The sequence below is a fragment of the Haematobacter genomosp. 1 genome (genome assembly GCF_002196855.1).
Lineage (GTDB): Bacteria > Pseudomonadota > Alphaproteobacteria > Rhodobacterales > Rhodobacteraceae > Haematobacter.
Map to the genome: position 1 here is coordinate 204,656 of NZ_NIPW01000005.1, position 15,290 is coordinate 219,945.

Annotated in this window: 16 protein-coding genes; 4 read left to right on the forward strand and 12 right to left on the reverse strand. The window is 64.4% G+C overall.

Translation table 11 applies throughout. The annotated features are described in order from the left end of the window. Positions 1–41 precede the first annotated feature (41 nt). On the reverse strand, positions 42–674 hold the full coding sequence (locus tag CDV49_RS03095; RefSeq protein WP_088214190.1) for a TetR/AcrR family transcriptional regulator: 633 nt from the start codon (positions 672–674) through the stop codon (positions 42–44). A 92-nt stretch (positions 675–766) separates the two neighbouring features. Between CDV49_RS03095 and CDV49_RS03100 the strand changes: the two genes are divergently transcribed. The 3 genes from CDV49_RS03100 to CDV49_RS03110 are packed head-to-tail and all read left to right on the forward strand — an operon-like array spanning position 767 to position 2,573. Next, positions 767–1,201 (forward strand): MaoC family dehydratase, encoded by a 435-nt coding sequence (locus tag CDV49_RS03100; RefSeq protein WP_088214110.1) that lies wholly within the window; start codon positions 767–769, stop codon positions 1,199–1,201. Continuing rightward, complete coding sequence (locus CDV49_RS03105) at positions 1,198–2,112, forward strand: SDR family NAD(P)-dependent oxidoreductase (protein WP_088214111.1); 915 nt, start codon at positions 1,198–1,200, stop codon at positions 2,110–2,112. The genes CDV49_RS03100 and CDV49_RS03105 overlap by 4 nt, the downstream gene beginning before the upstream one ends. 2 nt (positions 2,113–2,114) lie before the next feature. Beyond that, positions 2,115–2,573 carry an acyl-CoA thioesterase gene (locus tag CDV49_RS03110; protein ID WP_218821873.1) on the forward strand — a complete coding sequence of 153 codons (459 nt, stop codon included), beginning with the start codon at positions 2,115–2,117 and terminating at the stop codon, positions 2,571–2,573. A 108-nt stretch (positions 2,574–2,681) separates the two neighbouring features. On the opposite strand, the gene CDV49_RS03115 is transcribed toward CDV49_RS03110, so the two are convergent. From CDV49_RS03115 to CDV49_RS03125, 3 genes are all read right to left on the reverse strand, one after another. Next, positions 2,682–3,170, reverse strand: a complete 489-nt coding sequence (locus CDV49_RS03115) for a thioesterase family protein (RefSeq protein ID WP_179209104.1) — start codon at positions 3,168–3,170, stop codon at positions 2,682–2,684. A gap of 222 nt (positions 3,171–3,392) precedes the next feature. Further along, positions 3,393–4,589: an ABC transporter substrate-binding protein gene (locus CDV49_RS03120; RefSeq protein ID WP_088214113.1), complete on the reverse strand. Its 1,197-nt coding sequence runs from the start codon at positions 4,587–4,589 to the stop codon at positions 3,393–3,395. A gap of 23 nt (positions 4,590–4,612) precedes the next feature. Next, a complete protein-coding gene (locus CDV49_RS03125) occupies positions 4,613–5,344 on the reverse strand; it encodes an enoyl-CoA hydratase/isomerase family protein (protein WP_088214114.1) in 732 nt (243 codons plus the stop codon). 104 nt (positions 5,345–5,448) lie between these two features. On the opposite strand from CDV49_RS03125, the gene CDV49_RS03130 reads away from it, so the two are divergent. Next, positions 5,449–7,044 carry an AMP-binding protein gene (locus tag CDV49_RS03130; RefSeq protein ID WP_088214115.1) on the forward strand — a complete coding sequence of 532 codons (1,596 nt, stop codon included), beginning with the start codon at positions 5,449–5,451 and terminating at the stop codon, positions 7,042–7,044. A gap of 37 nt (positions 7,045–7,081) precedes the next feature. On the opposite strand, the gene CDV49_RS03135 is transcribed toward CDV49_RS03130, so the two are convergent. The 8 genes from CDV49_RS03135 to CDV49_RS03170 all read right to left on the reverse strand — a co-directional run bounded on the left by CDV49_RS03135 (position 7,082) and on the right by CDV49_RS03170 (position 15,254). After that, on the reverse strand, positions 7,082–8,521 hold the full coding sequence (locus tag CDV49_RS03135) for a mannitol dehydrogenase family protein (protein WP_088214116.1): 1,440 nt from the start codon (positions 8,519–8,521) through the stop codon (positions 7,082–7,084). A 79-nt stretch (positions 8,522–8,600) separates the two neighbouring features. Next, the gene (locus CDV49_RS03140; RefSeq protein ID WP_088214117.1) at positions 8,601–9,371 is read right to left on the reverse strand and encodes an L-iditol 2-dehydrogenase; all 771 of its coding nucleotides are present in this window, start codon (positions 9,369–9,371) and stop codon (positions 8,601–8,603) included. Then, entirely contained in the window at positions 9,368–10,366 is a 999-nt protein-coding gene (locus tag CDV49_RS03145; protein ID WP_088214118.1) for an ABC transporter ATP-binding protein, read from the reverse strand. The genes CDV49_RS03140 and CDV49_RS03145 overlap by 4 nt, the downstream gene beginning before the upstream one ends. A 10-nt stretch (positions 10,367–10,376) precedes the next feature. Further along, entirely contained in the window at positions 10,377–11,207 is an 831-nt protein-coding gene (locus CDV49_RS03150) for a carbohydrate ABC transporter permease (RefSeq protein WP_088214119.1), read from the reverse strand. 1 nt (position 11,208) lies between these two features. Further along, positions 11,209–12,081 (reverse strand): carbohydrate ABC transporter permease, encoded by an 873-nt coding sequence (locus CDV49_RS03155; RefSeq protein WP_088214192.1) that lies wholly within the window; start codon positions 12,079–12,081, stop codon positions 11,209–11,211. Between the two features lie 103 nt (positions 12,082–12,184). Further along, entirely contained in the window at positions 12,185–13,504 is a 1,320-nt protein-coding gene (locus CDV49_RS03160; RefSeq protein ID WP_088214120.1) for an ABC transporter substrate-binding protein, read from the reverse strand. Between the two features lie 131 nt (positions 13,505–13,635). Then, positions 13,636–14,592, reverse strand: a complete 957-nt coding sequence (locus tag CDV49_RS03165) for a sugar-binding transcriptional regulator (RefSeq protein ID WP_088214121.1) — start codon at positions 14,590–14,592, stop codon at positions 13,636–13,638. Beyond that, the gene (locus CDV49_RS03170; RefSeq protein ID WP_088214193.1) at positions 14,589–15,254 is read right to left on the reverse strand and encodes an HAD family hydrolase; all 666 of its coding nucleotides are present in this window, start codon (positions 15,252–15,254) and stop codon (positions 14,589–14,591) included. The genes CDV49_RS03165 and CDV49_RS03170 overlap by 4 nt, the downstream gene beginning before the upstream one ends. Positions 15,255–15,290: the final 36 nt, after the last annotated feature.

The following is a 15,290-nucleotide window of genomic DNA, read 5'->3' on the forward strand; positions in this document are numbered from 1 at the left end:
GCTTTGCCCGTGACATGAGGCCATGTCGTCGCATCGCGGTGCTACTGTCGACGGAAACCCTCGATCTGCGTCGCGACGATCTGGTCGGCAAGGCGGTGACGGCTCTCCTGCGTCTCCTCCGGCAGCGGGCGATACCACACCGACATCCAGTTCACCGCGCCGAGCATGGCCTTTGCCCCGACAGACACATCCATCGCGCGGAGGGAGCCATCCGCGATGCCCTCCTCCATGACCTGCCGGAACAACCCTTCGAACCGGCGGCGCAGCGCGATCAGGGCGTCCAGCGTGCGGCGCTGGTCCGGTGTCGTGGCCGCCATCCTGTGCATGTGCACGCCCTGCACCACTACCGCCTCGAAAGCCACGTTGGTCATCATCGCCATCGCATGGGCATGGAGCATCGCCGTCAACCGCTGCACCGCAGGGCCCGGCCCGGCCATCACCGGCTCCACAGCGCGGAACAGCCGTTCCATTCCCTCGCGATGCACATCGAAGAACAGGTCGGTCTTGGAGGAATAATAGTGATAAATCCGGCCTTTCGTCGCCCCGAGCCGTCGGGCCACATCGTCAATGCTGGTGGCGGCGAAACCCTGCTCCATGAAGCATTGCGCCGCCATTTCGAGGATCTCGATATTCCCCGCCCCGTCGTCTCTGTTGCGTGTGCGTGGCTGTGTCATCCGGTCTCGGCCGCTCGTTTCTTTGACGATATTGACACTGGACAGCGAGAAAAGCAATCCATACTACTCCGTATGTTGTAAAGGAGAGAGCGATGCAGCAGGCTACGGACCGGGTGAGCGACTGGCTTCTCGTCGATCAGGGGCTCGTTGATCGCTTTGCCGATGTCATCGGCGACCATCAATACATCCACGTCGATCCCGAACGCGCCGCCCGCGAGGGTGGGTTCGGCGGCACCATAGCACATGGATTTCTCGTTATCTCCCTCCTGACCCAGTTGCAGCAGAGCGCCATGCCGCCCGGCTGCGGGGTAGAGGTGAATTACGGTTTCGAGAAGGTCCGCTTCGTCGCACCCGTCAGGGTCGGCAGCCGGATCCGCGCGCGCTTTACGCCTGTTTCGTCGCAGGCACGCGGAAGCGGGCGGCTCGACACCTATGGCGTGACCGTGGAGGTGGAAGGCCAGCAGAAGCCGGCGGCGGTGGCGGAATGGCATATACTGAAGGCGCAGGCGGAGGAGAAAGCACAATGACCATCAGCTACGACGGGCGCGTCGCCATCGTCACGGGAGCAGGCGGCGGGCTGGGGCGTGCCTATGCGCTGGAACTGGCGCGTCGGGGGGCAAAGGTGGTCGTCAACGACTTCGGCGGCGCGCGGGATGGCCGTGGCGGCTCCACTGCCGCGGCGGAAGCCGTCGTGGCGGAGATCGAAGCGCAGGGCGGGAAAGCCTTGGCGGACGGCGGAAACGTCACCGACTTTTCGCAGATGGAGGCGCTGGCCTCCCGCACGCGCGAGACCTTTGGGCGGATCGACGTGCTCATCAACAACGCGGGCATCCTGCGCGACAGGACTTTCGCCAAGATGACGATGGAAGACTTCCGCGCAGTGGTGGAGGTACATCTCATCGGTTCGGCCAATGCGACGAAGGCGGTATGGGAGACGATGCGCCAGCAGGGCTATGGGCGTATCCTGATGACATCCTCCACGTCCGGCGTTTATGGCAACTTCGGTCAGGCCAACTATGGCGCGGCCAAGGCCGGGCTGATCGGGCTCATGAACGTGCTGCATTTCGAGGGGCAGAAGTACGGCATCCACGTCAACGCGGTCCTACCCACAGCCGCCACGCGCATGACCGGCGACATGATGGAGGAGGAGACGCTCGCCCATCTCTCACCCGACAACGTTGTCCCCGCCGCGCTCTATCTCACCAGCGAGGGCGCGCCGAGTCGCACGGCGCTGCTGGCCGGGGCGGGTACGGTCGCACGGCTCGCCATTGTAGAGAACGAGGGCATCTATCTGCCCGAAGGCGCACGCACCCCGGAGGCGGTTGCGGAAGCATTCGGCACGCTCGCGAAACTGGATGGGTTCATGGAAACGCAGAACGGGCTGGACCATGTGGAGCGGATCGTTGCCCGCGCGCGCGATGCAGAACGGGCGGTCTGACCATGCTTGACCGCGCCAGCCCACATCGCCGGGCCGATTACACCGCCTTCTACACCATGGAAACGCGCTGGCGCGACATGGACATCTACGGTCACATGAACAATGTGAGCTACATGGAGTGTTTCGACAGCGCAGTGAACCGCCCGCTGATCGCCTCCGGGGCGCTCGATCTTGCGGGCGGGACCGGGCCCATCGGAATCGTCGCCCAGCAGTGGATGCACTACTTCGCCGAGGTGACCTACCCGGAGCGGGTGGAGGTGGGTCTGCGCATCGTCCGTATCGGCTCCAGCAGCCTGACATGGAGCTTTGCGCTCTTCCGGGAGGGAGGGGAGACAGCTGCGGCACAGGGTGGATATGTGCATGTCTATATCGACCGCACAACCCGTCGCCCTGTCCCGCTGACCCCCGCGCATCTGGAGATGGCGCATGGACTGACGCCTCCGTCCGGCGCGGTGATCTGATCGAGGAAGCGGTACACCCGCTCCCGGCCGTGAGGCCTGCTCACATCCCGCGTTCTGGCTGGGCGCCCGACGCGAATTCCGGCGCATTCCGATCCGCCCTATGGCGCGCTAACGGGAAAGCCCGATCCGCCGCTCCAGCCAGTCCGGCCGGATAAGGTCGGCATGGTCGGCCCTGTCTTGCGCCACGATCGCCACGATATTCGCCGGGAACGGTTCCGCCCGTGGGCTGCCGGAGGCCCGCCCGACATGCATGAGCAGCTGCTCGCAAAGGGCAAGCTCCCGCCCATCCGCACCCCGCAACCGGAGAAAGACGTGCAGCCGCTTGTCATCCGCGGCGAGCAGGACCAGCTCCATTTCCAGCGGATCGCCCAGATGACATTCCCGAAAGAATCCGATGCGACAGTCGAGCGTGTAGAGCGTGGCCCCGGTCCGCTCCCGATAGGGGGCATCGACGCCGATACGATCCATATAGGCCGTCACCGCATCCGAAAAGGCGATCCCATAGGCAAAGTCGCCCATGTGCCCGTTGTAATCCACCCACCCCTCCGGCACATGCCGGTTCAGCACGATCAGCCCATGGCGGGCGCCACTCTCCATCCGCTTCTCCTCCTCACTCATCCCGGCAACGCCCCCCTGACAGGCTGCTGAAAACGCATTCCGCGGCTGCCTTGGACCGGAGATTTTCCCCACATTGTTGAGATGCGCCCCGGAAACCGCAAGTTGTGGCGCGGGGCCGGGGTGACTTTCTGATTTTCAACACAAGCCCGAGCAGGCGGCCGACTTTTACAGCAGCCTGCTAAGAGGAGGACGCGCAAGGCGTTACTTCTTGACGAGCGGACAGTCACTTTGCTCCAACGGCTTGAAAGCCTCCTCGCCCGGTATCGTCCGCAGAATTTTGTAGTAATCCCAGCGTTCTGTCGACTCCTGTGGCGTCTTTACCTGTGCGAGATACATGTCATGGACAAGACGGCCATCCTCCCGGAGATAGGCATTCCGCGCGAACATGTCGTCGATCTTCATGGTGCGAAGCTCCGACATGACCGCGGTGCCCCCGACGGTCTTTGCCGCCTCCGCCGCCTTCAGGTAGTTCAGCACCGCGGAATAGACGCCCGCCTGGACCATCGTGGGCATGCGTCCGCCCATCTGCTCGCCGAAGCGTCTGGACCATGCACGGGTCTGATCGTCGAAGTCCCAGTAGAACCCGGTGGTGAGGGTCAGGCCCTGCGCCGTTTCCAGCCCCACGCCATCCACGTCCGTCAGGAACAACAGGAGCCCGGCGAGCTTCTGCCCGCCTGCGGTGATGCCGTATTCGCCCGCCTGCTTCATCGCGGTCATCGTGTCGCCGGAGGAATTCGCCAGCGCGATCACATCCGCGCCGGAGGCCTGTGCCTGCAGAAGGTAGGAGGAGAAGTCGGTCGTCTCTCGCGGGTGGCGCACGGCACCCACCACCTCGCCGCCGAGCGAACGCACTGCCTCGGACGTGTCGCGCTCCAGCGCGTGACCAAAGGTATAGTCGGCCGTGATGAAGAACCAGCTCTTGCCGCCCTCCTGCGTCATTGCCCTCCCGGTGCCATTGGCAAGCGCATAGGTATCCCATGTCCAGAGCGCACTGGAGGGAGAGCACGCCTTGCCCGTCAGGTCCGACGATCCGGCGGTGGAGATCAGGAACGCCACATCCGCCGCACGGGTCACATCCTGAACAGCCATGGCGACGGAAGACGTGGGCACGTCGATCACCGCCTTCACGTTCTGCTCGTCGATCCATCGGCGGGCGAGCGTGGCACCCACGTCGGGCTTGTTCTGGTGATCCCCCACGATCACCTCGACCTGCTCGCCCAGCAGCTTGCCGCCGAAATCCTCCACAGCCATCCGCGCGGCCACCGCCGAACCTTGCCCGGCAAGGTCGAAGTTCATGCCCGACATGTCCGTCAGCACGCCGAGCCGATATGGCTCCGCGGAAGCGGCAGACGCAAGGGTGGCAAGCGCCACGCCCGTCAACAGTGCCTTGAGTCTCATACGTCCCTCCCCAACAGGTCGCGTCAGCCGGTTTCCTCCGACAGCAGACGCGACAGAAAGAATTGATCGGCCTCGAAACCCGAGGCCCAGTTCTTGCGGCAGTGGCTGTCCACCGTCCGCTTGGTCATGCGCAGGGCCATCGGGGGACAGGCGGCGATACCCGCGGCCATCTCCCGCGCGACGGCGAGGGCACTCCCCGCCGGAACCGCGCGTTCACACAGGCCAAGCCGCTCCGCCTCGCAGGAGTCGATACGCGCGTCGGTAAAGAGCATGAGCTTCGCCCGCGCCGGCCCGACCAGCGCCGCCAGCAACGGCAACCCGCCCCAACCCAGCGTCATGCCGAGCCGCACTTCGGGGAAGCGGAAGTAACTCCCCTCCCCCATGACGCGGAAATCGGCCGCGAGCGCGAGGATCGCACCGCCGCCGATGGCAGGCCCCTCCACCGCGGCGATGCAAACCTGCGGCAGCCGCGCCCAGCGATCCACCATCCGGCCGCCAGCGGCCATCGCCTCCGAGCGCGCGACACTGCCCTCTCCCGGCTGCCAGAGCGCGGCATCATCAAGATCGACACCTGCGGAGAACCGTTTCTCTGTCCCTGCAAGAATGACGACATGACATGTGGTATCGGCTGCCAGTTCCTCCGCCGCGCGGGTCAGATCGAGGATGGTCTCATGGCTCAGCGCATTCGCCTTTGCGCCCCTGTCATAGCGGACCAGTGCCACACATTCTTCGCGCGTGATGGTAACGGACGGCATGCCGTTCCCCCTTTGACATACTACGCGGTATGTTGCATGGTTCGGACGGCATTGCAAACGGCTTTTGCATGCCCATACGAACGGGCGCGTGGGAGGAGAACGAAATGGAACATCAGGACAAGGCGCTCGACCGGGAGCAGGCGGTATTGCGCAATCTGCTGGACCGGTATGTGGAGGACCGACCGGAGGCGCTTTTCGTGCATTTCTGGCCCGATGTTCAGTGGTCCTACCGCATGACATGGGAGAAGGTCCGTCAGCGCGCCGCGACGCTGCATGCGCATGGCGTCCGCCGGGGCAGCCATGTTCTGTGCTTCATGGGCAACGGGCCTGACCTGCTCGTCACCTGGTTCGCGATCAACTACCTTTGCGCTGTCTATATTCCCTTGAATACAGCTTCTCGCGGCAGGCCGCTCGAACATATCCTGAGCGATGCGGACGCCCCGCTCATGGTAGCGGAAGCGGGGCTGCTGGACCGGCTGGCCGATGTCGCGCCGGGCAAGCTGCGTAAGGTGCTTGCGGTCGGCGCAGGCGAAATTCCGGCGCATGCCGATATCGAGATCCTGCCACTTCACGAGGTTGATCACGTCGATCCCGCGATCTTCGCGCTAGAAACGCCGATCGAGCCGTGGGACACTCTGGCGATCATGTACACCTCCGGCACCACCGGAAATCCCAAGGGCGTCGTGACCTCCTATGCGCAGCTCTATACGATGGGGCCGGATGCGTTCGAGGTGGCGCCGGATGATCGCTGCCTCATCTGTGGACCTATTTTCCACTGTGGTTCAACACTTTACGTTTACGCGCAACTGGCGCGCGGACTGTCCATCGGCATGATGCGGGAGTTCAAGACGCGGGAGTTCTGGTCAGCCGTACGGGGCACAGGATCGACCTATTGCCTCCTGCTGGGCGTGATGGCGAGCTTCCTGCTGAAAGAGCCCAGCCAGCCCGATGATCGGGACCACCCGCTTCGCCGCGCCTTCATCACCCCCTTCGGGGAGGACGGGCCGCTCTTTGCCGAGCGGTTCGGAGTAGAAGCCTGGACGATATACAACATGACGGAGATCGCCAGTCCGTTGCACGCGGGCCCCCTGCGGGGAAGCGCCGGCCTGAAGGGTATTGCCGGGCGACCGCGCCCCTGGTTCGATCTGCGGATCGTGGACGCCAACGATATCGAGGTGCCGGAGGGTGCCACGGGGGAACTCATCATCCGCTCAAGCCGCCCCTGGGCACTGATGAAGGGCTATCACAACGCTCCTGCCGCAACCGTGGAGGCAATGCGGAACGGCTGGTTCCACACCGGCGACGGCTTCCGGCGCGATGCCGCGGGGCAATTCTTTTTCGTGGACCGGCTGAAGGACGTGATCCGGCGGCGGGGGGAGAACATCTCCTCATTCGCTCTGGAAGCGGAGGTGACCGCCCATCCCGATGTGCGGGAATGCGCCGCAGTCGCCGTGCCGAGCGCCTTCAGCGAGGATGAGGTGCTGATCGTGGTCACGCCGGTCGCCAGTCGGATAATCGACGCAGAGGCGCTGGTGGCTTATCTCGCGGCGCAACTGCCGAAATTCATGGTGCCCCGCTACGTAAGGGTAATGGACGACCTGCCCAAGACGGCGAGCGGCAAGATCCAGAAGCATATCCTCCGAACCGACGGCGTGACCGGCGATACGTTCGACCGGGAGCAGGTAGCCGCCCGGACATGATCTGTCGGCGGGGCGCGCAAGTCGGCGTGCCCTGCCGCTAGGCCAGGTATTCCTCCAGCACCGCCCGCGTCCCCTTTGCCCAAAGGGCTTCAAGCGCCTTGGCGAAGGCGTCCGCGACCTCAGGGTGCTGACCGAGATCCCCGTAGATGTCGGTCATTCCCAGCCAGATCGCCGGATCCTGCCGCGCGGCTTTGGCCCGCAGGGTCAGCGCCTCCCAGCGCGGATCATTCGGTGCGATCCCGGCCCCGCTGTCGCTCTCTCCGGCGCAATAGCGGCACCACAGGGCGGATTCGAGCAGCAGCCCCCGCGGCAACACCCCCCGCGCGAGATTGTCCCGGATCGAGGGCACGATGAACTTCGGTTGACGCCCCGAACCGTCAAGGCACAGCCGCCGCACCGTATCCGCGACCTCCGGGTTGGAAAACCGCTCGCGGATCACGCGGTAGTAGTCCTTCAGATCTGAATCGGGCACCGGCGGAACGATGGGCAGGATCTCCTCCCCCTCCACCCGGTCGAGAAAGCGGGAGACCAGCGGCTCTGCCATCGCGTCATGGACAAGCTCCACATCCATGAGCCCGGACGGATAGGCGATGATCGCGTGGCCGCCGTTCAGGATGCGGATCTTCATCGTCTCGTAGAGATGGACATGCGGGGTGAAGGTCACACCCACTTTCTCCAGCGCCGGGCGACCTGCGGGGAAATTGTCCTCCAGAACCCACTGGCGGAACGGCTCGCAGGTAACGGGCACGGGATCGTCGAGACCGAAGTCTCGCGCCATCGCCCGCTCCCTCTCGCCGGTGGCGGGCGTGATACGGTCCACCATGCCGTTCGGAAAGGCGACATTCGCATGCACCCAGCCTGCGAGTTCGGGATCGAAAAGCCGCGCCAGACCCACCACCGCATTCCGCGTGACCTCGCCATTGCCGGGGAGGTTGTCGCAGGACATGACGGTGAAGGGCTGGATCCCCTGCGACCGCCGAACGCTCAACGCCGCCAGAATAGCGCCGAATGCGGTTGCGGGCGCCTCCGGGTTTGCGGCATCGGCCAGAATATCTGCGGCCCCGGGATCGAAATCCCCGTTGGCATCCGTGAAGTAGCCGCCCTCCGTCACTGTCAGGCTGACGATGCGGATTTCCGGCCGGGACATGGTGGCGATGAGCGTGGCATTGTCCGGCTCCACCGGGATGTAGTCGATCATCGACCCCACGCGGCGTGCCCGCTTGCCGGAAGGATCAAGCTCGATCACCGTCGAAAGGCAGTCCTGCGCCTTCAACGCCGCCCTCATGGCAGCGTCGGGCGCCCTTACGCCCGCCCCGATGATCGCCCAGTCATGGTCGTTGCCGCGCGCAAAAAGGTCATCGAGATAGACGGCCTGGTGCGCGCGATGAAAATTGCCAAGCCCGATATGCACGATACCGGGGGTCAACCGGCTGCGGTCATAGGCGGGAAGGGCCACGGAAGTATCAGTATGTGTCATGTCAGACCACCGCTTCACCGAGGGGAAGGGGCGCGCATCAGCGGAGGGAGGGTCCCTGACGCGCGCCCGCAATCATGGCTCACGCCATCCAGTTGCCGCCGTCCACGCCAAAGCATTGGGCGACGATGTAATCGGCCTCCGGTGTGGCGAGAAAGATCGCCATGCCGGTCAGGTCCTGCGCGGTGCCCATCCGTCCGAAGGGCACGGCCTCTCCGACAAGGCGCTTCTTCTCACCGCGCTGCCGGTTCTCATACTTCGCGAACAGGCTGTCCACGCCGTCCCAGTGCTCCCCGTCCACCACGCCGGGGGCGATGGCGTTGACGTTGATGCCATGCCGGATGAGGTTCAGCCCCGCCGACTGGGTAAGCGAGATGACGGCGGCCTTCGTCGCGCAATAGACCGCGACCAGCGGCTCGCCCCGGCGCCCCGCCTGGCTCGCCATGTTGATGATCTTGCCGCCCTCTCCCCGCGCGATCATGTGCCGCGCAACCGCCTGAAGTGTGAAGAGTGTGCCCGCGACATTGACCGAGAAGAGCCGGTCATAGCTCTCCCGGGTGATCTCCTCGATGGGGGCCGCATCGAAAAGCGCCGCATTGTTGACGAGGATATCTATCCCCCCCATCGCGGCCACCGCCGCCTCCACACCTGCCTCGATACTCTCCTGCCGCGTCACATCCATCGTGACCGCATGGGCGCCTGCACCGAGCGCGCCCGCAGCCTCCTCGACAGCCGCGGCATTGATATCGGCCAGTGCGACCGACGCGCCCTCCGCCAGATAGGCACGGGCGAATTCCAGCCCGATACCGCGCGCGGCCCCCGTGATCAGCACGCGCTTCCCTTCCAGTCTCATGCGATCGCCTTTCCAGCCTGATCGAAGCGATAAACCTTGCCCGCCTGTGGGGCGAGGCCGACGGGCGCGCCGCTCCCAAGGCCCACTTCGCCATGCGCGCGCACCGTCAGCGGGCCGACCCCTGCCACATCCACATGGAGGAACGTGTCCGAACCCAGGTGCTCGGAAAGGGTCACCGTGCCCTGCCACGGCCCGTCATCGGCAAGCGTGACATGTTCGGGACGAACCCCGATGGTATGCGCGCCATACTGTTCAGCAGCCCCCCCTTCGATGAAGTTCATCTTGGGGCTGCCTATGAAGCCCGCCACGAAAAGATTGGCGGGGCTGCGGTACAGCTCCAGCGGGGTGCCCACCTGCTCGATCCGGCCGGCGTTCATCACCACGATCTTGTCGGCCATCGTCATCGCCTCCACCTGATCGTGGGTGACATAGATCATCGTGGTTCCCAGCGACTGGTGAAGCTCCGAGATCTCCTGCCGCATGGAGACCCGCAACGCCGCGTCGAGATTGGAGAGCGGCTCATCGAACAGAAACGCCTTCGGTTCGCGCACGATGGCGCGCCCGATCGCCACACGCTGCCGCTGCCCCCCCGAAAGCTGCCCCGGGCGACGGTCGAGATAGGGCGAGAGGTTGAGGATCTTGGCAGCCTCCTCGACCTTCCGGGCCTGATCGGCGGAGGACATCCCGGCCATCCTCAGGGGGAAGGCGATGTTCTTGCGGACTGTCATATGCGGGTAGAGCGCATAGGACTGAAACACCATCGCGAGCCCGCGCCGCGCCGGCGGCAGGTCGGTGGCGGTGTTGCCGTCGATGGTGATGGTGCCGGAGGTCACATCCTCCAGCCCCGCGATCAGCCGCAGCAGGGTGGACTTGCCGCAGCCGGACGGCCCGACGAAAACCACGAACTCGCCCTCCTCCACCCGCAGATCAATGCCCTTGATGACATCCACACCGCCGAAGGATTTCTGCACGTCCTTGAGAACGATCTCGCCCATCGGCGTCTCCTTACTTCACCGCGCCGAAGGTCAATCCGCGCACAAGTTGCTTCTGGCTGAACCAGCCGAGGATGAGGATCGGCGCGATGGCCATGGTGCTTGCCGCCGAAAGCTTGGCGTAGAACAGGCCCTCGGGGCTGGAATAGCTCGCGATGAAGGCCGTCAGCGGTGCGGCCTGCGAGGCCGTGAGGTTCAGCGTCCAGAAGCTTTCGTTCCAGGCGAGGATCACGTTCAGCAGCAGGGTGGAGGCGATGCCCGGCACCGCCATGGGGGTGAGGACGTGGACCACTTCCGACCACAGCCCAGCCCCGTCCATCCGCGCGGCTTCCAGAATCTCCGCCGGGATTTCCTTGAAATAGGTATAGAGCATCCACACGATGATCGGCAGGTTGATGAGCGTGAGCACGATGACCAGCCCGATCCGGGTATCCAGAAGCCCCGTGTCGCGGAAGATCATGTAGATCGGCACGAGCACACCCACCGCGGGCAGCATCTTGGTCGAGAGCATCCACATCAGCAGGTCCTTGGTCCGCTTGCCGGGGACGAACGCCATGGACCACGCGGCCGGAAGGGCGATCGCCAGACCGATCAGCGTGGAGCCGAGAGAGATGACGACAGAGTTCCAGAAATGGCCCAGATAGTCGGACCGCTCGTTGACCGCGTGATAATTCTCCAAGGTCCAGTCGAAGAAGAGGAAGCTCGGCGGGGTGGCGACAGCCTCCCCTTCCGTCTTGAAGGACGTCAGTACCGTCCAGAGGATCGGAAAGAAGATCGCCAGCCCGATGACCCAAGCCAGTACGGTGACAAGGGCTTTCTGCCCATTCGTGACATTGCGCGCCATGTCAGGTCTCCAGGTTCTTGCCGATGGCGCGCATCAGGAAGATGGCGACGATATTGGCGAGGATGACCGCGACGATCCCGCCCGCGGACCCAAGGCCCACATCGAATTGCAGCATCGACTGCATGTACACGAGGAAGGTCAGCGTGGTCGAAGCCGTACCCGGTCCGCCATTCGTGGTGACGAGGATCTCCGCGAAAACCGAGAGAATGAAGATCGTCTGTATCAGGATGACCACCGTGATCGCCCGGCTCAGATGCGGCAGCACCAGGTGCCAGAACCGCGATCCCCAGCCGGCGCCGTCCATTTCCGCCGCCTCCATCTGCTCGCTGTCGAGGCTTTGCAGCGCGGTGAGCAGGATGAGCGTCGCAAAGGGCAGCCATTGCCACGCCACGATCAGGATGATGGAAAACAGCGGGGCCTGGGCGAAGAAGTCAAATGGCTGAAAACCGAGCGTCCGCGCGATCCAGGCGAACAGCCCGTTCACCGGGTTCATCATCATGTTCTTCCACACCAGCGCGGAGACGGTGGGCATGACGAAAAACGGCGCGATGACGAGGATGCGGACAATCCCCTGCCCCCACATCGGCTGATCCAGCAGCAGCGCCAGGGCAATCCCGCCCAGTGTCGTTATCGCCAGCACCCCAAGCACCAGCGTCAACGTATTGAAGAGCGCAGGCCAGAATGCGGGGTCGGTGAAGAAATACCGGTAGTTCTCGAACCCGGCGAAGGTCTCCATCCCCGGCATCAGCAGGTTGTAGCGAAGCGTGGAGAAGTAGAGCGTCATCGCGAGTGGCACAATCATCCACAGCAGCAGCAGGATGACCGCGGGTGACAGCATGAGCCGCCCTGCGGAACGTGAGGCTTGCGTCGCCATGACGGATGTCATCCTCTCTACCTGCGGCCCTCGCGGGTCCGAGCGAAAAGGCGGCTCGCGGAGGAGCCGCCTCCCTTGTCAATCGAAGATCACTTCGGGCAGATCACTTCGGATAGCCGGCGCGCGACATTTCCCGCTGGGTGAGGGTCTGCGCATTGGCCAGCGCCTGTTCCGCCGTCGCACTCCCAGCCAGCGCCGCGGCGACCTGCTGGCCCACCGCCGTGCCGATTGCCTGAAACTCCGGGATGGAAACGAACTGTCCACCCGTATAGGGTACGTCCTTCTCGGACGGGTGCGCGGTATTCGCCGACTGGATGGCCTTCAGCGTCATCTCGGCAAAGGGTGCGGCCTTCAGGTAGTCGGCGTTCTCATAAAGAGAAGTGCGCGTGCCGGGGGGCACGTTGGCAATCCCCTCATGCTCCGCCACCAGCTGAGTATAGGCGGGAGAGGTTGCCCAGGCGACGAAGGCTTTCGCAGCCTCCGCCTTCGTGGAAGTTGCCGGAATGGCGAGGTTCCACGACCACAGCCAGTTGCCATGGTTCTCTCCGCCCGGGCGGGTGGGAGAGACAGCATAGCCCACGTGATCGGCCACTTTCGAATCCTTCGGGTTCGACACGAAGGATGCGGCCACCGTCGCGTCGATCCACATGCCACACTTGCCCTGCTGGAACAGCGCGAGGTTCTCGTTGAACCCGTTGGAGGAAGCGCCGGGCGGGCCGTAGTTCTTCATCAGGTCCAGATAGATGTCGAGCGTCGCCTTCCATTCGGGGCTGTCGAACTGCGGCTTCCACTCCATGTCAAACCAGCGGGCGCCCATGGAATTGGCCATGGAGGTTACGAAGGCCATGTTCTCGCCCCAGCCCGCCTTGCCGCGCAGACAGATGCCATAGACTTCCGCCGACTTGTCGGTCATCTTCTGGGCGGCATCCTTGATGAAGTCCCAGTCGGGCGCGGCAGGCATCGTCAGCCCGGCTTTTTCCAGCAGGTCCGTGCGATACATCAGCATGGAGCTTTCCGCATAGAAGGGCGAGGCATAGAGCTTGCCCTCCTCCTTCAGGCCCGCGGCCACCTGGGGAAGCAGGTCGTCTGCCGCAAAGCCCTCGCCCAGATCGTCCAGCGCCATGAGCCAGCCCTGCTTGGCCCAGATCGGCACCTCATAGTTGCCGATGGTCAGGACATCGTACTGGCCGCCCTTCGTGGCGATATCGGTGGTCACCCTCTGGCGGAGGGTGTTCTCCTCCAGCGTGACCCAATTGACCTTGATGTCGGGATGCTTGGCGTTGAAATCCGACATGAGGCCCTGCATGCGGATCATGTCACCATTGTTCACCGTGGCGACGGTGATCGTGGTCTCCGCCATCGCGGCCCCGGTGATCCCAATGGCCACGGATGCGCCCAGCAGGGCGCGCAGCGTAAAAGTCATTTTTACCCTCCCCTAGGATCGCGACAATGCCACCTGAGCAAATCATCGCACTTTGAGCAAATATTCACTTAAGCGCAGAGCCGGTCAACCCCTTCCCTCCGCCGCACCTGCAAAGTCCGTATGATGGAAGGTCAGGCGGACAGAATGCCGCGCGCGGTGCTTTCGTCGGTAATCAGTCCGTTGATGATCCCGGATGTGAGTGCGGCGCGGATGGCCGCCACCTTCTGCGGTCCGGCGGATGCAGCCACCACGGGGCGCTCCGGCGTGGCATGAACCCTTACCCCGCCCACGCGGGAATTCAGAGAGAGATCCATGTACCGACCTTCGCGATCGTAGATCCATCCGGCGACCTCACCCGTCCCGCCGCTGCGCTGCACATGCACCAACTCCTCCCGCGTCAGGAAGCCATCGGTAAGCAAGGGGGCGTCATCCGTCATCTGGCCGACGCCCACGAATGTAACGTTTGCCCCGCCTGCCAGTTCCCTCACGACGCGCACGGCGGGAAGGGACTGGAACGCCGCATTTTCCTCTGCAGTCGAGGAAAGGACCGGCACCGGCATGGGATAATGGCGGGCCTGCACCTTTTCGGCGAGATGCATGATGACATCGAAATAGGATGCCGAGCCGTCCGGTGCGATATTGCCGATCAGCGAGACAAGACGATGCCGCGGCGCATCCACCCGTCCCATCGCATCCACCATTGCCCGCATCGCGCGCCCCGTGCCGACGGCGATCACCAGGGGCTCCGGGCGACGAAGCACGCGCTCCATCTCCGCCGCCGCGGCGGGAGCGATGGCCTGCACCGGATCGCCGCCCGCGCCGAGACTGGGCGCCACACGGCAACGCCAGAGGCCGAAGCGATCGGTCAGCGCGGCCTCCAGAGCAAGGCAGGGCGCCAGCCGGTGATTGAGCCGGACATGGATCATGCCGGCCGCCATCGCACGGCTGACGAGCCGTTGCGCCCGCTGCCGCGAGATATCCATCTCGCGCGCGATCTGATCCTGCGTCATGCCGCCGACATAGTAGAGCCAGGCCGCGCGGGCAGCGTCATCATCAACGGAGGCATCGGAATCGGGAGGCAGGCTCATAGGGCAACCTGTTGGAAGAACGCGGGGAAAGCGGCGCGGATGTCCCCGAAGCTGGAGAAATGCCGCGCGGCCAAGGGCGAAGGGACCTCCCCGCTCATATGCCCGCCGCCCGTGAACTGCCAGCCCGTCATGCCCGCGCGTGCCGCGGCCGTCAGCCCCGGCTCGCTGTCTTCCAGCACCACGACGCTGGCGGGTGCCACACCCATCGCCCGCGCCGCATGCAGGAAAAGATCGGGCTCCGGCTTGCCACGGGCGACATCCGCCACGGTGAAGCAACGCCCGTCGAAAAACCGATCCAGACCGGTTGTCGCGAGGGAACGGCGAAGTCGGTCGGGGCTGGAGGAGGTCGCCAGACAATAGGGCACGGCAAGGTCACGAAGCATCTCCGCCGCGCCCTCCATCGCCAGAAGCTCCTCAGCGAACCGCGGGAGCAGCCGATCCAGGTAGCGCTGCCGGAAATCGGCGGGTAGCCGGCGCGACCAGACCCGGCTCACTGCCGCCTCGACGGCCGGAAAGCTGTGGCCAAGGAAGTGCCGCCGGAAGGCGGGCAGGTCGATGAACACCCCTTCCCGCGCCAGTTCTTCGGTCAGCACGCAACGGCTGATCGTCTCACTGTCGATCAGCACGCCGTCGCAATCGAATATGATGAGCGCGGGGGTCATGCCGGCAAGCATAAGGCGGCGCGCGGACCGGGTCCA